The sequence below is a fragment of the Pseudomonas sp. PvP001 genome (assembly GCF_040546375.1).
In the GTDB taxonomy this organism is placed as follows: Bacteria; Pseudomonadota; Gammaproteobacteria; order Pseudomonadales; family Pseudomonadaceae; genus Aquipseudomonas; species Aquipseudomonas coleopterorum.
Genome location: NZ_JBEPNQ010000001.1, coordinates 963735 through 984714 on the forward strand (window position 1 = coordinate 963735; position 20980 = coordinate 984714).

15 protein-coding genes and 1 pseudogene are annotated in these 20980 nt (G+C 64.8%); 8 read left to right on the forward strand and 8 right to left on the reverse strand.

From position 1 onward, the window contains the following. The first annotated feature begins 239 nt into the window (after positions 1-239). Positions 240-2850 (forward strand): annotated as a pseudogene (acnB, locus tag ABMD26_RS04375) (bifunctional aconitate hydratase 2/2-methylisocitrate dehydratase). 144 nt (positions 2851-2994) lie between these two features. Here acnB and ABMD26_RS04380 read toward each other — a convergent pair. Continuing rightward, on the reverse strand, positions 2995-7854 hold the full coding sequence (locus ABMD26_RS04380) for an NAD-glutamate dehydrogenase (RefSeq protein ID WP_354308351.1): 4860 nt from the start codon (positions 7852-7854) through the stop codon (positions 2995-2997). Positions 7855-8121: 267 nt separating this feature from the next. Here ABMD26_RS04380 and ABMD26_RS04385 point away from each other — a divergent pair, with 267 nt between their 5' ends. The 7 genes from ABMD26_RS04385 to ABMD26_RS04415 all read left to right on the forward strand — a co-directional run bounded on the left by ABMD26_RS04385 (position 8122) and on the right by ABMD26_RS04415 (position 15565). Then, positions 8122-8472, forward strand: a complete 351-nt coding sequence (locus ABMD26_RS04385; protein WP_354308353.1) for a hypothetical protein — start codon at positions 8122-8124, stop codon at positions 8470-8472. A gap of 251 nt (positions 8473-8723) precedes the next feature. Next, complete coding sequence (locus ABMD26_RS04390) at positions 8724-9683, forward strand: AAA family ATPase (RefSeq protein ID WP_043187645.1); 960 nt, start codon at positions 8724-8726, stop codon at positions 9681-9683. A 4-nt stretch (positions 9684-9687) separates the two neighbouring features. Then, on the forward strand, positions 9688-10632 hold the full coding sequence (locus ABMD26_RS04395; protein WP_354308355.1) for a DUF58 domain-containing protein: 945 nt from the start codon (positions 9688-9690) through the stop codon (positions 10630-10632). Then, positions 10629-11126 carry a DUF4381 domain-containing protein gene (locus ABMD26_RS04400; protein WP_192000053.1) on the forward strand — a complete coding sequence of 166 codons (498 nt, stop codon included), beginning with the start codon at positions 10629-10631 and terminating at the stop codon, positions 11124-11126. The genes ABMD26_RS04395 and ABMD26_RS04400 overlap by 4 nt, the downstream gene beginning before the upstream one ends. After that, entirely contained in the window at positions 11119-12195 is a 1077-nt protein-coding gene (locus ABMD26_RS04405; protein WP_354308358.1) for a vWA domain-containing protein, read from the forward strand. The genes ABMD26_RS04400 and ABMD26_RS04405 overlap by 8 nt, the downstream gene beginning before the upstream one ends. Further along, positions 12192-13934, forward strand: coding sequence for a VWA domain-containing protein (locus ABMD26_RS04410; RefSeq protein ID WP_354308360.1), 1743 nt, complete (start codon positions 12192-12194; stop codon positions 13932-13934). The genes ABMD26_RS04405 and ABMD26_RS04410 overlap by 4 nt, the downstream gene beginning before the upstream one ends. Next, complete coding sequence (locus ABMD26_RS04415) at positions 13931-15565, forward strand: BatD family protein (protein ID WP_354308362.1); 1635 nt, start codon at positions 13931-13933, stop codon at positions 15563-15565. Before ABMD26_RS04410 ends, ABMD26_RS04415 begins: the two co-directional genes overlap by 4 nt. 161 nt (positions 15566-15726) lie before the next feature. Here ABMD26_RS04415 and ABMD26_RS04420 read toward each other — a convergent pair whose 3' ends face one another. The 7 genes from ABMD26_RS04420 to ABMD26_RS04450 form a co-directional block, all read right to left on the reverse strand. Next, a complete protein-coding gene (locus tag ABMD26_RS04420) occupies positions 15727-16770 on the reverse strand; it encodes an AI-2E family transporter (protein ID WP_049861005.1) in 1044 nt (347 codons plus the stop codon). A 25-nt stretch (positions 16771-16795) separates the two neighbouring features. Beyond that, a complete protein-coding gene (locus ABMD26_RS04425) occupies positions 16796-17608 on the reverse strand; it encodes a DUF4892 domain-containing protein (protein WP_192065555.1) in 813 nt (270 codons plus the stop codon). 113 nt (positions 17609-17721) lie between these two features. Beyond that, positions 17722-18576, reverse strand: coding sequence for an alpha/beta fold hydrolase (locus tag ABMD26_RS04430; protein ID WP_354308365.1), 855 nt, complete (start codon positions 18574-18576; stop codon positions 17722-17724). 3 nt (positions 18577-18579) lie between these two features. Then, positions 18580-19023, reverse strand: a complete 444-nt coding sequence (locus tag ABMD26_RS04435; protein WP_049861008.1) for a hotdog fold thioesterase — start codon at positions 19021-19023, stop codon at positions 18580-18582. A gap of 18 nt (positions 19024-19041) precedes the next feature. After that, positions 19042-19497, reverse strand: coding sequence for a phosphohistidine phosphatase SixA (sixA, locus tag ABMD26_RS04440; RefSeq protein ID WP_192000058.1), 456 nt, complete (start codon positions 19495-19497; stop codon positions 19042-19044). Then, positions 19494-19838 carry a DUF4389 domain-containing protein gene (locus ABMD26_RS04445; protein WP_354308368.1) on the reverse strand — a complete coding sequence of 115 codons (345 nt, stop codon included), beginning with the start codon at positions 19836-19838 and terminating at the stop codon, positions 19494-19496. The genes sixA and ABMD26_RS04445 overlap by 4 nt, the downstream gene beginning before the upstream one ends. 10 nt (positions 19839-19848) lie before the next feature. Further along, the gene (locus tag ABMD26_RS04450; RefSeq protein ID WP_122741707.1) at positions 19849-20874 is read right to left on the reverse strand and encodes an NAD(P)H-dependent glycerol-3-phosphate dehydrogenase; all 1026 of its coding nucleotides are present in this window, start codon (positions 20872-20874) and stop codon (positions 19849-19851) included. Positions 20875-20980 lie beyond the last annotated feature (106 nt).

The window sequence follows — 20980 nt, forward strand, 5'->3', positions numbered from 1 at the left end:
TCCATTGGAAGCTGTTTTCAAAGCGTCACGAGCACAGTCGATCCAGTAGAAGGGTGTTGGCACCGTTCATCCGGTGCCAGCCCTCATCAGTTTTCCCTTCTACAGGCGTAAAACTTTGAAAACAGCTTCTGTAAGGAATACCTGCCCTCCTGGCTGAACGGCCGAAAAGCCCGTGCGCATGGATGCAGGCATTCCCTGGATGAGCGTCCCTTCCGGGACCACTGATGAGGGTAATAACTGTGCTTGAAGCCTATCGCAAACACATCGAAGAGCGTGCCGCCCAGGGTATCGTGCCCCAGCCGCTTAACGCCGAACAAACCGCAGGCCTGGTCGAGCTGCTGAAGAACCCTCCCGCCGGCGAAGAAGCCTTCCTGGTCGACCTGATCACCAACCGCGTACCACCAGGGGTGGACGAAGCCGCCTACGTCAAGGCCGGTTTCCTTTCCGCCGTGGCCAAGGGCGAAGCCACCTCCCCGCTGATCGACAGCAAGCGCGCCGTTGAACTGCTCGGCACCATGCAAGGCGGCTACAACATCGCCACCATGGTCGAACTGCTCGACGACGCCACCCTGGCGCCGGTGGCTGCCGAACAGCTCAAGTTCACCCTGCTGATGTTCGATGCCTTCCACGACGTCGCGGAAAAAGCCAAGAACGGCAACACCCACGCTCAAGGCGTGCTGCAGTCCTGGGCCGACGGCGAGTGGTTCAAGAAGCGTCCGACCCTGGCCGACAAGATCAGCCTGCGGGTCTTCAAGGTCACCGGCGAAACCAACACCGACGACCTCTCCCCGGCGCCTGACGCCTGGTCGCGCCCGGACATCCCGCTGCACGCCCTGGCCATGCTGAAAATGGCCCGCGAAGGCATCGTGCCCGACGTCCAGGGTTCGATCGGTCCGATGAAGCAGATTGCCCAGATGTACGCCGACGGCTACCCCGTCGCCTACGTGGGTGACGTGGTCGGTACCGGTTCGTCGCGTAAATCGGCGACCAACTCGGTGCTGTGGTTCTTCGGTACCGACATCCCGTACGTGCCGAACAAGCGTGCCGGCGGTTTCTGCTTCGGCACCAAGATCGCTCCGATCTTCTACAACACCATGGAAGACGCCGGCGCCCTGCCGATCGAGTTCGACGTGTCGAACATCAACATGGGCGACGTGATCGACCTCTACCCGCACCAGGGTAAAGTCTGCAAGCACGACAGCGACGAGGTGATCACCACCTTCGAACTCAAGACACCCGTACTGCTCGACGAAGTCCGCGCTGGCGGCCGATATCCCGCTGATCGTCGGCCGCGGTCTGACCGACAAGGCACGCGCCGAGCTGGGCCTGGGCCCGACCGATCTGTTCAAGCTGCCCGAAGCCCCGGTCGACACCGGCAAGGGCTACACCCTGGCGCAGAAGATGGTCGGCAAGGCCTGTGGTTTGCCCGAAGGCAAGGGCGTACGTCCCGGCACCTACTGCGAACCGAAGATGACCACCGTCGGCTCCCAGGACACCACTGGCCCGATGACCCGCGACGAACTCAAAGACCTGGCCTGCCTGGGTTTCTCGGCCGATCTGGTCATGCAGTCCTTCTGCCACACCGCGGCCTATCCAAAGCCGATCGACGTGACCACCCACCACACCCTGCCGGATTTCATCCGCACCCGTGGTGGCGTGTCCCTGCGTCCAGGCGACGGCATCATCCACAGCTGGCTGAACCGCATGCTGCTGCCGGACACCGTCGGCACCGGTGGTGACTCGCACACCCGCTTCCCGATCGGCATCTCGTTCCCGGCCGGTTCCGGCCTGGTGGCTTTCGCAGCCGCCACCGGCGTCATGCCGCTGGACATGCCCGAGTCGGTGCTGGTGCGCTTCAAGGGCACCATGCAGCCAGGCATCACCCTGCGCGACCTGGTCCACGCGATTCCGTACTACGCCATCCAGAAAGGCCTGCTGACCGTCGAGAAGAAAGGCAAGATCAACGCCTTCTCGGGTCGCATCCTGGAAATCGAAGGCTTGAACGACCTGACCGTCGAGCAGGCATTCGAACTTTCCGACGCCTCGGCCGAGCGCTCCGCCGCCGGTTGCACCATCAAGCTGCCGGAAAAGGCCATCGCCGAGTACCTGCAGTCGAACATCACCCTGCTGCGCTGGATGATCAGCGAAGGCTACGGCGATGCACGGACCATGGAACGTCGTGCCCAGGCCATGGAAGCCTGGCTGGCCAACCCGGAACTGCTGAGTGCCGATGCCGACGCCGAATACGCCGAGATCATCGAAATCGACTTGAGCGACTTGAAAGAGCCGGTCCTGTGCGCACCGAACGACCCGGACGATGCACGTCTGCTGTCCACCGTTCAGGGCGAGAAGATCGACGAAGTGTTCATCGGTTCGTGCATGACCAACATCGGCCACTTCCGCGCTGCCGGCAAGTTGCTCGACAAGGTCAAGGGCCAACTGCCGACCCGTCTGTGGCTGTCGCCGCCGACCAAGATGGATGCCCATCAGCTGACCGAAGAAGGCTACTACGGCATCTACGGCAAGGCTGGCGCGCGCATGGAGATGCCGGGCTGCTCGCTGTGCATGGGTAACCAGGCACGCGTGGAACCCAACTCCACCGTGGTGTCGACCTCGACCCGTAACTTCCCGAACCGCCTGGGCGATGGTGCCAACGTGTACCTGGCGTCCGCCGAGCTGGCTGCCGTTGCCTCCATCCTGGGCAAGCTGCCGACCGTCGAGGAGTACATGGAGTACGCGGCCAGCATCGACAGCATGGCTGCCGATGTGTACCGCTACCTGAGCTTCGACCAGATCGCCGAGTTCCGCGATGCCGCGGCCAACGCGAACATTCCGGTGGTTCAGGCTTGATGCCACGCTGAAATGAGCTGCACAAAAAAACCCGTCATTTGACGGGTTTTTTTGTGGGTGGAGGTAAATGTCGTAGTCAGCAGGTCCGACGCTTTCGCGGGCAAAGCCCGCTCCCACAAGGACCTGCAGAAATCAACGCTGGCCTCAACTGACCTGCACACCCCCGCTCAACGCCAGGTCCATCAACTCGCGATTCGCTACCGCATACATGGCGTAATCGGTCCCTGTTGCCGCCTTGATCTCGTCGAGCATGGCGCGCCAGCGCTTGACCATCACCTCATGCTGTTCCAGCCACAGATCCAGGCGTTCCTCGACGTCTCCAGGCGCGTCCTGCATCTTCAGCACGGAGATGGTGATCGCCCGTTGCTGCAGGTCGATGTCGTCGCGGAAAGCCTCGCGGGCCAGCGCCTGCCAGTTGTTCTCCACCGGCAGGCTGCTGATCTGCTGCAGGTACCAGGTCAGATCCAGCTTGCTGCCCACGGCGAAGAACGCCTTGGCCACTTCGGCGGCATTCTGACCGGTCACATCCGACGCCTCGATGATCGGCAGCAGCGTGTACAGGTGGCTGGTGCCGGCGACCATGCGCGCCAGCAATTCCGGCACGCCTGACTCGACGTAGCCCTGGTAGCGGGCCTGCCAGCGCTCGCGGGTCGGCCCCTCGAGCAGTTCGTCGAGCTTGAGGCCCAGCGCCGCGATGTGCGGACCGAAGTGCGCCACGTCGCGACCGGCGTCCAGCTCGTTGCGGCGGCTGCGCAGGAACCAGCGGGTGGCGCGACGGCCCAGGCGCATCAGCTCGCCCATCAACGCCAACTGCACATCGGCGGAGACCTGATAGTCCAGCGCCTCGATCTGGCGGAACCAGTGCGGCAGGTGGAAGATATCGCGCACGATGGCGTAGGCGCCGACCACGCTGGCCGGCGTCATGCCAGTGGACTCCTTCAAACGCTGCACGAAGGTGATGCCCATGTTGTTGACCAGGTCGTTGGCGATCTGGGTGCTGACGATCTCGCGCTTGAGGCGGTGGCTGCGCATGGCCTCGGCGTATTTGCTGACCAGCGACGGTGGGAACGCCGTTTCCATGTCGCGGGTCAGGTAGACGTCGTCGGGCACCGGCGAGGCCAGCAGCGCCTCGTTGAGGTCGATCTTGCTGTAGGAGATCAGCACCGACAGCTCGGCCCGGGTCAGGCCCTGCTTGTTCGCGACGCGCTCGTTGAGCTGCTCCTCGGTCGGCAGGAATTCGATGGCCCGGTCGAGCTTGCCACGCGCCTCGAGGTCGGCCATCAGACGACGGTACTCAGCCAGGCGCTCATAGGCCTTGCGCGCCGCCAGCGACAACGCCTGGGTCTGCTTATAGTTGTTGCCCAGCACCAGATGGCCGACTTCCTCGGTCATGCTGCCCAGCAGCAGGTTGCGCTGCTTCTCGGTCATGTCGCCGGCCTGCACGGCTTCGTTGAGCAGGATCTTGATGTTGACCTCGTGGTCGGAGCAATCCACCCCGGCCGCGTTGTCGATGAAGTCGGTGTTGGTGGCACCGCCGTTGAGGCCGAACTCGACACGCCCCAGTTGGGTCATGCCCAGGTTGCCGCCCTCGCCCACCACCTTGCAGCGCAGCTCGTTGCCGTTGACGCGCAGCGCATCGTTGGCCTTGTCGCCCACATCCGCATGGCTTTCGTCGCTGGATTTGACGTAGGTACCGATACCGCCGTTCCACAGCAGGTCGACCGGTGCCTTGAGCAGCGCATTGAGCAGTTCGGTCGGGGTGAGCTTGTCGGCCTTGATGTCGAAACGCTCTTTCATCTGCGCGCTGATGGCGATGCTCTTGGCACTGCGCGAGAAGATCCCGCCGCCAGCGGACATGATCGAGGTGTCGTAGTCGCTCCACGCCGAGCGCGGCAGGTCGTACAGGCGCTGACGTTCGGCGAAGCTGCTGGCCGGTTCCGGGTTGGGGTCGATGAAGATATGTAGGTGGTTGAACGCCGCCACCAGTTGCAGCTTGTCGGACATCAACAGGCCATTGCCGAACACGTCGCCAGCCATGTCGCCGATGCCGATGACGGTGATGCTGTCTTTCTGCACATTGATGCCGCGCTCGCGAAAATGCCGCTGCACGCCGACCCAGGCACCCTTGGCGGTGATGCCCATCTTCTTGTGGTCGTAGCCTGCCGAACCGCCCGAGGCGAACGCATCGCCGAGCCAGAAACCGTAGTCGATGGCGATGCCGTTGGCGATGTCGGAGAAGGTCGCGGTGCCCTTGTCCGCAGCCACCACCAGGTACGGGTCATCATCGTCGTGACGCACGACGTTGGCCGGCGGCACGACGCTGCCATCCTTGAGGTTGTCGGTGATGTCGAGCAGCCCGGAGATGAAGATACGGTAGCAGGCCACCGCCTCGTTCTGCACCTCGTCGCGGCTGCCGCCCAGAGGCAGGCGGCGCGGGACGAACCCGCCTTTTGCGCCCACCGGCACGATCACCGAGTTCTTCACATGCTGCGCCTTCACCAGGCCCAGCACTTCGGTGCGGAAGTCTTCCTCGCGGTCCGACCAGCGCAGGCCACCACGGGCGACATTGCCGAAACGCAGGTGAACACCCTCGACCCGTGGCGAGTAGACGAAGATCTCGAACTTGGGTACTGGCTTGGGCAGCTCGGGAATCAGCTTGGGGTTGAACTTGAAGCTGAAGTACGACTTCACCTGGCCATTGCTGTCCGGCTGGTAGAAGTTGGTGCGCAGGGTGGCCTTGATCAGGTCCAGGTAGCGACGCAGGATGCGGTCTTCGTTGAGCACCTGAACGTCGTCCAGGGCGGTGAGAATCGCCTGTTCCAGACGCTGCTGCTTGTCGTCCAGGTCGTCGCCGGCCAGCTTGCGTGCCAGGTAGAAGCGGGTCTTGAACAACCGCGTCAGTTCGCGGGCGATGTCGGTGTGGTTGTTCAGGGTGCTGGCGATGTAGCCCAGATCGAAGCCCAGGCGAATCTGCTTGAGGTAGCGCGCGTAGGCACGCAGCAGGGCGACGTCGCGCCACGGCAGGCCCGCGGTCAGCACCAGCCGGTTGAACGCATCGTTCTCGGCGTCGCCGCGCACGATATGGACGAAGGCGTCCTGCAGGGTGTCGTTGAGTTGCTGAATGTCCAGGTTCAAGCCTTCGCTGTAGGTGAAGGCGAAGTCGTGGATCCAGTACTCGCGGCCGCTGCGATGACGCAGGCGGTACGGGAACTCGCCGAGCACGCGCAGACCCAGGTTCTCCAGGATCGGCAGCACGTCCGACAGCGCCAGCGGCGTGTCGGCGTGGTACAGCTTGCAGTGCAGCTGGCGTTCACCGCTCTGCGCCAGTGGCTGATAGAAACTCATCACCAGCGGGCGGGCTTCGGACAGGGCCAGCAGGTGCTGCATGTCCACCACCGCCGAGTGCGCCGCGAAGCGCTCGCGGAAACCGGCCGGGAAGCCTTTCGGGAAATCGGCCAGCACGTTGGTGCCGGCGGCCTCGCCGAAGCTTTCGATGGTCAGGCTGGCGTAGTCGTCCTGCCACGAGCGGCAGGCCTGGATCACTTCGTTTTCCAGCTGCTGCGGGTCGATGTCGATGCGGTTCTTCGGATCCACACGCAGGATCAGCTGCACACGCGCCAGCACCGACTCGGAGAAGAACGTCCAGAACTCGCAGTCCGTGGCCTTGAGGCGCTCCATCAGCACCTGCTGGATCTTCTGCCGCACTTCGGTGGAATAGACGTCGCGCGGCACATAGGCCAGGCAGTAGCAGAAACGGCCGTAGGGGTCCTTGCGCAGGAACACGCGGATCTTGTTGCGCTCCTGGATCTGCACGATCGACATGACGGTGCTGAACAGCTCGTCGATCGGCGTCTGGAACAGGTCGTCACGCGGCAGCACTTCGACCACCTGGGCCAGTTCCTTGCCCAGGTGCGCCTTGGCATGGAAACCGGAGCGGCGTTCGATCTCGGCGACCTTGCGGCGAATGTAGGGGATCTCGCGTACGCTCTCGCCATACACCGACGAGGTGTACAGGCCCATGAAGCGGCATTCCTTGAGCACCTTGCCGTCGGCATCGATCTGGCGGATCGACACGTAGTCCGGATAGGCCGGACGATGCACGCGGCTGGGATGGGCCGCCTTGGCGAAGGACAGCAGCATCGGCTCGTGCAGGTATTGCACGGCGTAGTCTTCGATGTGCAGTTCTTCGCTGCTCAGGCCGGCGCGCAGCAGCCGGGTCAGGCCGAGGAAGGACGCGGGGTCGTAGCTGAGCTGACCGCCCTGGGCGTCGGCATCGACCACGAATTCCTCGTAGCCCAGAAAGGTGAAGTGGTTGTCGGTCAGCCATTCGAGGAAGGCCTTGATCTCGGCCTTTTCCTGCTCGTCGCTGGCGAACGCGGTCTGCTCCACCAAGGTGATCATTTCGCGGACCTTGGCCTTCATCGGCTCGAAGTCCTGCACCGCGATGCGCACCTCGCCCAGCACCTGCTCCAGCTCGCGAGCGAGCACGTTGAGTTCGGCGGCGTTGGCGCAGCGGTCGATTTCCAGGTACATCAGCGATTCATGCAGGACGTCTTCGCCCTGGGCACCCTTGGCCAGCACTTCGAGCAGCTCGCCCTGGCTGCCGCGGCGCACGCTGAGCACGGTGGTCTGCAGGGTATGAATGCTGTAGCCGCGGCGGTTGAGCTCGGTACGCACCGAGTCCACCAGGAACGGCAGGTCGTGATGCAGCACCTCGACGGCGGTGTGGGTGGACTGCCAGCCGTGACGTTCGTAGTCGGGGTTGTAGACCCGCACCTGCGGCTTGGCATGATCGAAACGCTGCAGCAGGCGCCACGCCGACAGGGTGCAGCCGGCCAGGTCGCTGAGGCGACGCTGGGTGAGTTCGTCCAACGAGATGATGCCGAAGAACTGATCGGCGAACAGCGCCACTTGTGGCAGTTGCTGCTCGCTGATGTGCTGAGCCAGGGCCGATTGCAGTTGATGCTGGAAGTCGGCTTTGCTGGCTGCGGTGAAGAACGCCATCTGTGGTACTCCGCTTGGGCTTTGTTATTGGGTGAAGCGTCGCAGGTCACCCCGGTTCGGATCAACCATAGCCAATCCGGCGCTGCAGGGCGACATTCAAGAGGTCCAACGACCTAGCTTACCCAGAGCCCGGCATGCACTCTTGCGGTGCGGCGACATATTCGGTCATGCAGGAGTTATCGTACGAGCCCGCTGGCACGGGCGTTCCAGCCACCTTGCAGCTTTACCGCTATAATCGCGCCACTTTCCTACAATGGGACCTCCCGTATGCGCATGACTGCCTCCCTGCTGATGGCCAACCCTCGCGACGAAGAAGAAGACGACATGGCCCTGCTCTGCTGCCATGGCAGCGAAGGGGAAATGTTTCTGATGACGCGTTTTCCGGACGAAGAAGAGCTGGAAATCACCCTCGGCGAAGACCCTTACCTGCTGCGTGACCTCAAGGTGACCCTGAGCGCCAGCCGCCTGTTGGTAGAAGTGGCCGCTGCAGATGCCGATGTGTTCGGTGGCGATGATGTGCTGGAAATCGAGCATGCCAGCGATGCGGCGGAACTGGCGGAGATCGGGGAGACGTTGAGGATTTTGCTGGCGGGTGTCGGGACATTGGAAATCAACTGACCTCGCTCTCCGCCGCCCTGTATATCTGCATACGTGTAGGAGCGGCCAGTGGCCGCGAAATGGCCGGCCGACCCAACCGATCTCTTTGGCCGTGCAAGCTTGTTCGCGGCCACTGGCCGCTCCTACGGGACTCAAGGGTGCCCGGTCGAACACGCCGATTCCTCTCCCACCCTTCAATGCATTAAAGTAGCTGCCCCCGGCCAAGACGCCCTCACCCGCGTACTCGGTCCCTTCTTCAGGAACCGTCAACGATGGAACATCGTGAAGCGCTGATCGCGCTGCGAACCTTTCTTTCCACGCAGATCCTTGGCCAGGAGAAACTGGTCGAGCGCCTGCTGATCGTGCTGCTGGCAGACGGTCACATGCTGGTCGAGGGCGCGCCGGGGCTGGCCAAGACCAAAGCGATCAAGGAACTGGCCGAAGGCGTCGAAGCGCAATTCCATCGCATCCAGTTCACTCCGGACCTGCTGCCCGCCGACATTACCGGCACCGAGATCTATCGACCTGAAACCGGCAGCTTCGTGTTCCAGCAGGGTCCGATCTTCCATAACCTGGTGCTCGCCGACGAGATCAACCGGGCGCCGGCCAAGGTCCAGTCGGCGCTGCTCGAAGCCATGGCCGAGCGTCAGGTCAGTGTCGGGCGCAGCACCTACGACCTGTCGCCGTTGTTCCTGGTGATGGCCACGCAGAACCCGATCGAGCAGGAAGGCACCTATCCCCTGCCCGAGGCACAGCTCGACCGGTTCCTGATGCACGTCAAGATCGGCTTTCCGGATGCAGCCGTGGAACGGCGCATTCTGCAGCAGGCCCGGGGCGAGGCGCTCAATGGCGAAACCAAGCCGGAGCGGCGGGTCAGTCAGCAGGCGATTTTCGCCGCGCGCAAGGAGATCCTCGGGCTGTACATGGCCGACGCGGTGGAGGAATACCTGGTGCAACTGGTCATGGCGACGCGCACCCCGAGCAAGTTCGACGCCGAACTCGGCGAGTGGCTGGCCTACGGTGCCAGCCCGCGCGGGTCCATCTCGCTGGATCGTTGCGCGCGGGCCCACGCCTGGCTGGCGGGACGTGACTTCGTCAGCCCGGAAGACATCCAGGCCGTGCTCTTCGACGTCCTGCGCCACCGCATCATCCTGTCGTTCGAGGCAGAGGCCGCCGGTGTCGACCAGGATCGCGTGATCCAGCGCATCCTCGACGTCGTGGCCGTCGCCTGACCCCATGAGCCAGGAGCCGAGGCCAGAGCCTGGCATTCGCATCAGCCTGGCCGAGCTGATCGAAATGCGCCACCGGGTGCGCGAGGTGCAGTTGTTCTCCACCCCGGCCCAGCGCAGTCCGTTGATCGGTCTGCATCATTCCAAGCTGCGCGGACGCGGTGTGGATTTCGACCAGGTGCGTGTGTATCAGGCCGGCGACGATGTGCGCAGCATTGACTGGCGCGTCACCGCACGCACCCAGGAGCCGCACACCAAGCTGTTCCATGAGGAGCGCGAGCGGCCGATCTTCATTCTTGTCGAACAGAGCCGACGGTTGTTCTTCGGCTCCGGGCAGATGTTCAAGTCGGTACTTGCGGCCCAGGCGGCCGCACTGATCGGCTGGGCGGCGCTGGGGCATAACGACCGGGTCGGCGGGCTGGTGTTCGGCGATGGCGAGCACTATGAAATCAAGCCCCGGCGCAGCAAGCAGAGCCTGCTGCAGCTGCTCAACCGCCTGGTCCATGTGAATCAATCACTGCACACCGAAGCGTTGCCGGAGAAAGATTCGCTGGGCATGGCCCTGCGCCGGGCACGGGAGGTCTTGCGCCCCGGCAGCCTGGCCATCGTCATCTGTGACGAACGGGCGCTTACCGATGGCGCCGAGCAGCAGCTCAGCTTGCTGTCGCGTCATTGCGACCTGCTGTTGCTGCCGGTCTCCGACCCGCTCGACCATGCGCTGCCCGCCGCCGGGCTGTTGCGCTTCGCCCAGCGCGGCAGGCAGATGGACATCGATACGCTGAATCCGGACATACGCCTGGCCTATCGCGCCCTGAGCGAGGCGCGCATCGCTCGGTGGGAACGCCTGGCGCAGAAACTGCGCGTGCTGCTGATGCCTCTGAGCACTCAAAGCGAAATGATCGAGCAACTGCGTGAGTACCTCAATCCGCAACGGCCGGGCAAACTCAAATGAGCACGCTCGAGCAACTGCAGCCCCTGATCGCGCCGCCACCGATCGGCCTCTGGCCACCGGCGCCTGGCTGGTGGCTGCTCGCGGTGCTACTGCCGACGCTGGGATGGGCCGCCTGGCACTGGCGTCACCGCTGGCGGCGCAAGGCCGTGCTGCCTGTTGCAGCCGAGCAACCCCTGGATCCTGTGCGCCAGGGCGCGCTGGAAGAGCTGGCACGCCTGCCCAGGCCCTACGACGGCGCCCCGGCAGGCGCCTGGTTGCAGCAGATCAACGGTTTGCTCAAGCGCCTGTGCCGCAACCATTACCCGAACGCCAACAGCCATGTGCTCAATGGCCGCCAGTGGCTGGCATTTCTCGACAACCGCTGCCCGGCCGCCGGCCTCACACGCTGGATGGTGCTGGTGGAAGGGGTCTACAAACCCGAATGCAAGCTCGACGACAAGGCCATCGCCGGGCTGCAGCAGTCGGTCGAAACCTGGATACGCAAGCATGTTTGAGTTCGCCTGGCTGTGGGTCTTCGCCCTGCTGCCGCTGCCTTGGCTGCTGCGCGTGCTGTTGCCACCAGCCGACAGCGGCGAAGCGGCGCTCAAGGTCAGCTTTCTCGATGAACTCGAAGGGCTGGCCGGGCGCCGTGCACGGATCAGCCTGCCGACCTGGCCGCAACAGGCGCCCTACGTATTGCTGTGGCTGTTGCTGCTGATCGCCGCGGCACGCCCGCAGTGGCTGGGCGATCCACTGCCCATCGCGGCCAGCGGTCGCGACCTGCTGGTGGCGGTGGATGTGTCCGGATCCATGGATTACCCCGACATGCGCTGGCAGAACGACGACGTCAGCCGGCTGGAGCTGGTCCAGCGCCTGCTGGGCGACTTTCTCGAACATCGCCAGGGCGATCGGGTGGGCTTGATCCTCTTCGGCAGCAAGGCCTATGTGCAGGCGCCGCTGACCTTCGACCGACGCACGGTGCGTAGATGGCTGGACGAAGCGCGCATCGGCATCGCCGGCAAAAACACCGCGATCGGCGATGCGATCGGCCTGGCGCTCAAGCGTCTGCGCCAGCGCCCGGCGCAGAGCCGGGTATTGATTCTGGTCACCGACGGCGCCAACAACGGCGGTCAGATCCACCCCATCACGGCGGCGCGTCTGGCGGCTCAGGAGCATGTGCGCATCCATACCATCGGCATCGGCGCCGACCCCAGCGCCGATGGCGCGCTGAGCATGCTCGGCCTCAACCCCAGCCTGGATCTGGACGAGCCGAGCCTGCGAGAGATCGCACAGATCACCGGCGGTCAGTATTTCCGTGCCCGCGACGGCGACCAGCTGCAGGCCATCGGCGCCAGCCTGGATACGCTGGAACCGGTCGACCAGCAGCCCACCCAAGCGCGTCCGGCGCAGGCCCTGTACATCTGGCCGTTGAGCGCGGCGTTGCTGCTCAGCGTATTGCTGGTGGTGCGCGAGAACTGGCCGAACAATCCGCTGCAACGGTTTCTGCGCCAGCGCCGGTTTCTGCCGACCGCACCGCAGTGGCGCGAGCGCCTGGAGCGGCTGCAGTTGCGGAGGCGCAAATGATCGAGGCGTGGCCGCATTGGTTCCGGCCCTGGTGGCTACTGGCCTGGCCTGCGCTGGCCTGGCTACTCTGGCAACTGTGGCACCGGCAGAAACGCGCCGGGCGCTGGCAGTTGCTGCTCCCGCGCCACTTTCACGCGGTATTGCTGGGCGGTGGCAGCGGCCGCCAGAGCAAGGCGCCATGGATCGTGCTGGGCCTGGCCTGGCTGCTGACCGGCATAGCCCTGTTGGGCCCCAGCTGGCAGCGCATCGAGCAGCCCGGCCGAACGGTCGTCGACCCGCTGGTGGTAGTGCTGGCGCTGAGCCCTGACATGCTCGCCACCGACGTGGCGCCCAATCGCCTGGAACAAGCCCGGCGCAAGCTGCTGGACCTGCTCAACGCACGTCGCGATGCGCAGACCGCCTTGATCGTCTACGCCGGTAGCGCCCACGTGCTGGTGCCGCTGTCCGACGACCTGGGCACCAGCCGCAACCTGCTGGAGGCGATCAAGCCCTCGATCATGCCGGTCGAAGGTCAGCGCGCCGACCTCGGCGTACAACGGGCCCTCGAACTGCTCGACCAGGCCGAACAGGGCCAGGGACGCATCCTGCTGCTGACGTCGCAATTGTCCGAAGCAGAGCGCAGGGGTATTGCCCAGCGTCTGGACAACCACTCGCCACAGTTGTTGATCCTGGGTATCGGCACCCGCGACGGTGCGCCGGTGAAGCAGGAAAACGGCGATTTCCTCAAGGACGAACAAGGTGCGATCCGCCTGTCCCGCCTCGACGGGGCCGGGCTGCGCAGCTTCGCCGCCGACGTCGGCGGCCTGTACCGCCAGGCACGTATGGATGACCTGGATCTGCGCAACCTCGGACTGTTCGATCGCCCTGCAGTGTTGCGCAGCAATGGCACCACGCAACAGCTGGACAGCTGGGCCGATCAAGGCCACTGGTTGCTGCTGCCCCTGCTGTTGCTGGCCGCCCTCGCCGGCCGTCGCGGCTGGCTGTTCTGCCTGCCGCTGTGCTTGATGATGGCGCCGCAGCCCGGCTACGCCTTCGAATTCCAGGACCTTTGGCTACGCCGTGATCAGCAAGGGCAGGCCTTGCTCGAACAGCAGCGTCCGGCCCAGGCCGCGCGGCGGTTTAGCGATGCGCAGTGGCAAGGCATGGCGCTGTACGAGGCCGGCGACTACGAGGCGGCCGCCGAGCGTTTCGCCCAGGGCGACAGCGCCCGTGACCACTACAACCGCGGCAACGCCCTGGCCCGCAGCGGCGAGCTGGAAGCGGCGCTGGACGCCTACGACCAGGCCCTGGAGCGCCAAGCGGACCTGCGGCCAGCGCTGGAAAACCGTGCCCTGGTGGAACAGTTGCTGCGCCAGGCGCCGGCCGAACCTCCCGCAACTTCCGCCAATCCCCCCGACAAACCGCAGGCACCGGGCGCCACGGCGCCAGACGGGCAGGAGCCGAATTCGTCCGCCACGGCCGACGAGCACGCCCAGGACACCGAGGCCCAGAGCGGTCAGGAAAGCCCTGCCGGGCAAGCCGGGGGGGATCAGAATCAGGCACAATCCTCGCCACCGACCCAACCGCCAGGCGACGATTCCACGACCCGACCACCGCAACGCCCGCCCCAGACCAGCCTGGATGCCGAGCAACGCCAAGCTCTGGAGCAATGGTTGCGGCAGATTCCGGACGATCCGGCCGAGCTGTTGCGGCGTAAATTCTGGTACGAACAGCAACAGCATCAGGACAAGATTCGATGAGTCGCCTCAGTGCCCTCTGCATCAGTGCAACCCTGGCCGTGCTGGCCCAATGGACGCAGGCCGCCACCTTGGTGGCCAGCGTCGATCGCTCGCGGCTCAACTCGGGGGAAACGGTCGAGCTGACCCTGGAAACCAACGATGTCACGCAGTTCGGCAAGCCCGATCTGACACCGCTCGAAGGCCCGTTCGAGGTGCGCGACACGCGTCAGGTCAACCGCCTCACCAGTCTGGATGGCGACCACCAGGCCACGACCCGCTGGATCATCACCCTGCTTCCGCGCCAGACCGGAAGCGTGACTATCGCCCCCCTGCAACTGGGCGAGCTGCGCAGCCAGCCGATTCTCTTGCAGGTGCTGCACAGTGACCAGCCGCCGCGGGCGAACATCGCGCCGGTGTTCATCGATGCCACCCTGGATGGCGACAGTGTCTATGTGCAGGCACAGGCGGTGTTGACCGTGCGCATCTATCACTCGGTGCCGCTGTACGACGACAGCAACCTGACACCGCTGCAGTTGGCCGATGCACGCGTCGAGCCGCTGGGTGGGTCGCGAACGTTCGAGAAGATCATCAACGGTGTCCGCCACGGCGTGATCGAGACGCGCTATGCCATTTATCCGCAACGCAGTGGCGAGGTGTCGATTCCGGCGCTGGTGTTCACCGCCACCACCGTCGAACCGGCCGCACCGGGCGAGAGCGGCAACAACGCGCCGCAGCCAGGCAAGCAGATCCGGGTGACGTCCGCACCGATATCGTTGACCGTGAACGGCGTCCCTGGGGCCTACCCTGCCGATGTGCCCTGGTTGCCGGCACGCAGCTTGAGCCTGACTGAAAGCTGGAACCCCGATCCGCCCAGCAGCCAGGTCGGCGACTCCCTGACCCGTACGTTGGAGGTCAAGGCCGAAGGCCTTTCCAGCGCGCAACTGCCGGACCTGCCGGATACCCAGGTGGAAGGCCTGCGCCGCTACCCGGATCAGCCCCAGCTGAGCAATCAGACCGATGAGCGAGGCCTGACCGGCAGCCGCCAGGAGCGTGAAGCGTTGGTACCCGCACGCAGCGGCACCCTGCAATTACCGAGCGTCGAGGTGGTCTGGTGGAATACCCACGAAGACCATCTGGAGCGTACCGCTCTGCCAGCGCGCAGCCTGGAGGTCGCCGGCAACGCCGGCCTGATGGTCGATGCGCCGGTCGGCAACGGCGATGCCGAGCCGGACGTGGCGTGGCCCTGGAAACTGGCCAGCGTGATGCTGCTGTTCACCACGATGATCGGCTTTGCGCTGTGGTGGCGGGCCCGGGGCCAGCCGGCGGTGCTGCGCACAGCGCAAAGCGGACCGAGCCCGCGCACCTTGCTCGATGACCTCAAGCGCGCGTGCCAGGCCAATGACCCCCAGGCCACTCGTCAGGCCCTGGACGCCTGGGCGCGCCAGCAACCGGAGACACTGGCCGACATGGCGGCGCGCTTCGTGCCGTTGTCAGACGCCCTGGATGGACTCAATGGAGCGCTTTACAGTGAAAGTGGCCAGTATTGGCAAGGCGAGGAACTGTGGCGCGCGATCGGCAGTATCCTGCGCAGCGGCCCGGCCCTGGATCCGGCCGCTGACAACGCCGGGTTGCCGCCGCTGTATCCAAAATGATCCCCACCGGGTGGGAATCTAGGGTCTGTGTGAAAAGTCTTGAGACGAAGGTCAGGCAAGGCGAAAACAGCCGAGGAAGCGGAGTTTACGGGCTGTAAATGAGCATTCCGAGGCTGTTTTCAACGCAGCATCACCGAGTATCAAGGCTTTTCGCACAGAGCCTAGAGCGGTTTGTGTTCGGTGTGGGTCCAGTCATGCAACAGGCTGTAGGCCACTGCCAGCAAGGTGGGGCCGATGAACAGGCCGATGAAGCCGAACGCCAGCAGCCCGCCGAACACCCCCAGCAGCACGATCACCAGAGGCAGGTTGCCGCCGCGACTGATCAGGTAGGGCTTGAGCACGTTGTCCACGCCACTGATGACGAAGGTCCCCCAGATGCCGAGGAAAATCGCATAACCGTAGTCGCCATGCCACACCAGCCAGGCCGTGGCCGGGATCCAGGCCAGTGGCGGTCCCATGGGAATCAGGCTGAGCAGGAAGGTGACGATGCCCAGCACCAGGGCCCCCGGCACACCGGCAATGAGAAAGCCGATCAAGGCCAGGATCGCCTGGGCGGCGGCGGTGCCGATCACCCCGTTGACCACCCGTTGCACCGTGGCGGCCACCAGGTCGATGTAGTACCCGGCACGTTCGCCGATCAGCCGTTCCAGCAGCCTGAGCACGAAGGCCGCCATCCGCGGCCCGTCGCGATAGAAAAAGAACACGAAGACCAGACTCAGGGTAAGTTCGAGAATCCCGCCACCGATCTGCGCGCTGCGGGCCAGCAGAAAGTTGCCGACCTGCCCCAGGTACGGCCGCACACTGGCCAGAAGCGCCGCGCCCTGCTCGTCGAGGGTGTTCCACAGGCCGACCAGGCTGCCACCGACCAGAGGAATGCCCGCCAGCCAATCGGGCGCATCAGGTAGCCCATCGACCTGGACATCACGGATGAAGGCCGTCGCATCGCGCACATGGTCGGCCAGGTTGAAACCCAGCCACACCAGCGGCAAGACCACCAGCAACATCCAGCAGCCGGTGAGAATGCCCGCGGCCAGCGACTCGCGGCCGTTGAGCCAGCGGGTCAGCAGACGCATCAGCGGCCAGCTGGCATAGGCCAGGATCGCCCCCCATAGCAACGCCGAGCAGAACGGCGCCAATACCCAAAGGCAGGCACCGAGCAAGGCCAGCAAGACGATCTGGACCAGGAGGCGGTCGTTACTCAGCATTCAGGCTCCAAAGGCCGAAACAGGCTCAACGAATGATTTCCAGGTGCAGCCCCTTGACGCTCTCGCTTCCGGTTTCCAGACGGGCCGCGCGCACGCCCTTGGCTACCAGGGCATCGCGCCAGGCGGCCGCCGAGGCAGGCGAGACGCCGGAGACGCTTGCGCGAATCGAGCTGTCGAGTTGCAGACTGCGGGCCAGCAAGGCCACCCAGGTGTCGTCGGGGGTTTCGCCAAGGGCGGGATAGTCGAGATCGCCGGTGCTGCGCAGTTCATGCAGCACCGTGGCCGGCGTGGGCAGCAAGGTACCCAGCGGCGCATCGGCGACGAAGGTTTCGACGTGCAGATAGGCGCGACGGTTGCCGCGGGTGATGGCGTAGAGGGCGGTCAGGGTGTTGTCGTCCGGGGCGGCCTGGCGCAGCAGCACGAACGCCTGCTGATCGTCGGCCCCCGACAGCCGTGCGCCGTCGAAGACATCGTTGACCCACAAGCTGCTTTCACCACAGTCGCGCGCCTGACACCAGTACAGCGTATGCGCCCCACCCTGCTGCAAGGCTTCGCGCGCGTCGTTGAACGCCTGGCCCGCCGTCTGAGTTTCGGGAAGCTCGTAGGTGGTGGAACTGACCTGGCCCTTGGCGTTGACCTGGCCGTCCATGCGCAGCTTGCCGCTGATCTTGCGCAGCGACCCCAACGGATAGATGCGGTCCTTGTCGACCGCAGAGCGCTGGTCGACGACCTTGGCGTCGATCGGCCCCGGCGCCTGGGCCGCGAACGCGGCGGTACTCAGCGCTGCGGTGCACAGCAAACCGGCGAGTACCGGCAGCAGCCGCTTGGAGGCGTTCATGAGGGCAGCAGGGCGTGGAGGGCCAAAGGGCCGTAGACGAGCGTAGCAGCGAGTTCCATCGGGGGTCTTCTCCTGTTTCAACCTGACAAGCCTCGGCAGTTGACCGCTGCAAGTCAAGGTATCGCAAAAAAGCGATTGAAACAGTCTGCGACAAGCTCGGCCCCGGTGTCGTCATTCAGGTGCAGGTGATGGCCTCCGGGCAACTGCTGCACAGGGAGCCCCAACCGGGCCAGCAGCGCGGTATCGTTCACCAGCAGGCCCTCCTGCGCGAGGATCAACAGGCTGGGACAGCGAATCGCCTGCACGTACGCCAGTGCCTGCTCTTCGCTCAGGCGGACCGGCGACGGCAGGGTCAGGCGACTGTCGCTGCGCCAGCTGAATCCACCGGCCACGGCTTCAAGCCCACGCGCCGCCAACAACTCGGCCGCCTCATGGCTGACGGCGATACGCCCATGCCTGCGCGCAGACACTGCCCGGTCGATATCGGGATACACCGATTTGCGCTTATGAGCCAACGCCTGTTGCGCCTGCAGGGCTTCGCCGAGGCGCTGTGGCCCCTCCTCGGCAGCGCCGAGCGGCGGCACCACACCGTCGATCAGCGCCAGGCGCTCTATTCGCTCGGGCATGGCGCTCGCGAGCAAGGTGGCGACAATCCCGCCCAGCGAGTGCCCCAGCAGGGAAAAGCGCCGCCACCCAAGGTGGTCGGCTACCTGCAGCACGTCGTGGGCGTAATCCCACAGGGCATAACCAGCGCCGATCGGGCGATGCCCGGAATATCCGTGCCCGGCCAGATCGAGGGCGACGATGCGCAGCCCAGTCAGCTTCGGCGCCAGGCGGGCAAAGCTGTTGGCGTTGTCCAGCCAGCCGTGCAGCGCCAGCACCGGCTTGCCGTCTTCGGGTCCGTAGACCTGGGCGGCCAGCTCGATATGGGGCAGCGACAGACGGATGTCGCGGGCCGGCGCAGACACGACTCAGCGGGCCGGAGGGTTCTGCCCCAGCGGCACGACGGCCACCGTCAGCCGTGAAATGCAGCTGGGCTTGCCGTCGTCGCCTTGCAGGCGGATGTCCCATACGTGGGTGGTACGGCCTATGTGCACGGCACGAGCCACACCCGTCACGCGGCCGCTGCGCAACCCACGCAGATGGTTGGCATTGACTTCCAGGCCCACACAATAGAAACGCTCGGTATCGATGCACAGAAAACTGGCCATCGACCCCAGGCTTTCGGCCAGCACCACCGAGGCGCCGCCATGGAGCAGGCCGAACGGTTGGTGGGTACGTGCGTCGACCGCCATGCTGGCGGTCAGGGACTGGCCATCGAAGCTTTCGAAGCGGATGTCGAGCAACTCGCCGATGGTGTTTTTCTGCGCGGCATTCAAGCGTTCCAGATCCGGTTCGGTGCGCCACAGGCTCATGGGTGTATTCCTGACAGGTTAGGGATGACGAACTACTTGCAGGGACATCAGCCCCGCCAGCGGCCAGTCGCCGTGCAACTCGGCCAGGCTGGCCGTCTGCATGGGCTCGGGATGACGCAGGTTACCGTGCACGAGCAGGCTCAGCAGGTTGCCGACCAGCGGCTGGTGGCTGACCAGCAGGACGTTGTCCAGACCCAGCGCCTCCAAATGGCCGATGACTGCCAGAGGATCGCTGTCGGGCGTCAGCCAGGGCACGGTCTGTATCGGTGGAGCCGCCTGCAGGGCGCCATGGACCAGGGCTGCGGTCTGTTGTGCGCGCACATAGGGGCTGGCAAGGATGGCGTCCAGCGGTTGATCGTGCAGGTGCGCAGCGCTGATCAGTGCCTGCTGCTGGCCGAACGAAGTCAGGGCACGCTCGGCATCGCTGCGGGCATGGCTGACGGCCTCACCATGACGCAGGACCCAGAGCTTCATGGTTTGGGCTCGTCATCGGCCAGCGGGCGACCCGCGCCTGCCGGGTGGGCCGCTTCGCCGTCGGCCGGGCGCGCCGTGGGCCAGTCGGAAAACGGCCAGGGTTTGTGTTCGGTGTGAAAGCTGCCGAAGCGGCCGATCTGGGCCAGGTATTGGCTCAGGCTGTCGCCGAAGACCATCATGCCGGCGTTCGGCGCGCCATAGACCAGACGGTAGATCAGTTGCACCAGCACCAGTGCGCCGAGCAGAAACTGGGCGACCTGCCAGACCAGCACGAACACCAGCATCCAGAGCACACGCAGTACGATGGCCTCGCGGTCCGGATCGTTGAAAGAACGGTTCATGAATTGCTCCTCAGTTGAAGCCGCTGGTGGAGATGAAGTCGACGTCGGTCTTGGGTTCGGCCCGCATCAGCAGGTCGATGACCTGGTTCAGGGTACGCCCTTCGAAGAGGATTGCATGCAGGCCCGCCACCAGAGGCATGTACACCTGCAGCTCCTGCGCCTTGGCCTTGAGCACCTTCAGGGTGTTGACCCCTTCGGCCACTTCGCCCAGGCGCGACACGGCGTCTTCCAGGCTCAGGCCTTCGCCCAGCGCGAACCCTACCTGATAGTTGCGGCTCTTGGGCGAGGAACAGGTGACGATGAGGTCACCGACCCCGGCCAGGCCAAGGAACGTCATGGGGTTGGCGCCCTGGCTGACGGCGAAGCGGGTCATCTCGGCGAGCGCGCGGGTGATCAGCATGCTCTTGGTGTTCTCGCCCATGCCCAATGCCACGGCCATGCCGGCGATGATCGCGTAGACGTTCTTCAAGGCGCCGCCCAGTTCGACGCCGAAGCGGTCACTGCTGGCATAGACCCGGAACGTGCGGCCGTGAAGAACGGCCTGGACGCGTTCGCAGAGGGCTTCGTCGGCGCTCGCCACCACGGTGGCGGTCAAGGCATGCTCGGCGATCTCGCGGGCCAGGTTGGGCCCGGACAGCACGCCGATGCGTGCGCCCGGCGCGACGTCTTCGAGGATCTCGCTCATCAGCTTGAAGGTCTGCGCCTCGATACCCTTGGTCAGGCTGACCAGCATCTTGCCCGTCAGCTGTCCGGCGTGCACGGCCAGCACGCTGCGCAGGGCACTGGAAGGCAGCGCGACGAAGATCAGTTCGCTGCCGGCGATGGTCGCAGGCAGGTCGGTGACCGGCGTCACCCCTGGCAGGATCTTTATACCTTTGAGGTAGCGCGGGTTTTCCCGGTTCACCCGCATGGCTTCGGCCTGTTCGGGGTCGCGCATCCATTGCCGGACCGAATGACCGTTCTCGGCCAGCAGGTTGGCCACGGCGGTGCCGAAACTACCTCCTCCCAGCACGGCTATCGGCTGCTCTTGAGTCATATCCCATCCATTTGGTCGAGTTGAAGGCGATGAGGGACATTATACGGAGCCGCCCTGACACGACCAGTCCCGGCCCATGCCCCGGCAACATTACGACTGGAATTGT

Coding starts and splice junctions, on each gene's coding strand:
- ABMD26_RS04380 (WP_354308351.1), bottom strand. CDS start 7,854: ATGGCGTTCTTCACCGCAGCCAGCAAAGCCGACTTCCAGCATCAACTG.
- ABMD26_RS04385 (WP_354308353.1), top strand. CDS start 8,122: ATGCGCATGACTGCCTCCCTGCTGATGGCCAACCCTCGCGACGAAGAA.
- ABMD26_RS04390 (WP_043187645.1), top strand. CDS start 8,724: ATGGAACATCGTGAAGCGCTGATCGCGCTGCGAACCTTTCTTTCCACG.
- ABMD26_RS04395 (WP_354308355.1), top strand. CDS start 9,688: ATGAGCCAGGAGCCGAGGCCAGAGCCTGGCATTCGCATCAGCCTGGCC.
- ABMD26_RS04400 (WP_192000053.1), top strand. CDS start 10,629: ATGAGCACGCTCGAGCAACTGCAGCCCCTGATCGCGCCGCCACCGATC.
- ABMD26_RS04405 (WP_354308358.1), top strand. CDS start 11,119: ATGTTTGAGTTCGCCTGGCTGTGGGTCTTCGCCCTGCTGCCGCTGCCT.
- ABMD26_RS04410 (WP_354308360.1), top strand. CDS start 12,192: ATGATCGAGGCGTGGCCGCATTGGTTCCGGCCCTGGTGGCTACTGGCC.
- ABMD26_RS04415 (WP_354308362.1), top strand. CDS start 13,931: ATGAGTCGCCTCAGTGCCCTCTGCATCAGTGCAACCCTGGCCGTGCTG.
- ABMD26_RS04420 (WP_049861005.1), bottom strand. CDS start 16,770: ATGCTGAGTAACGACCGCCTCCTGGTCCAGATCGTCTTGCTGGCCTTG.
- ABMD26_RS04425 (WP_192065555.1), bottom strand. CDS start 17,608: ATGAACGCCTCCAAGCGGCTGCTGCCGGTACTCGCCGGTTTGCTGTGC.
- ABMD26_RS04435 (WP_049861008.1), bottom strand. CDS start 19,023: ATGAGCCTGTGGCGCACCGAACCGGATCTGGAACGCTTGAATGCCGCG.
- sixA (WP_192000058.1), bottom strand. CDS start 19,497: ATGAAGCTCTGGGTCCTGCGTCATGGTGAGGCCGTCAGCCATGCCCGC.
- ABMD26_RS04445 (WP_354308368.1), bottom strand. CDS start 19,838: ATGAACCGTTCTTTCAACGATCCGGACCGCGAGGCCATCGTACTGCGT.
- ABMD26_RS04450 (WP_122741707.1), bottom strand. CDS start 20,874: ATGACTCAAGAGCAGCCGATAGCCGTGCTGGGAGGAGGTAGTTTCGGC.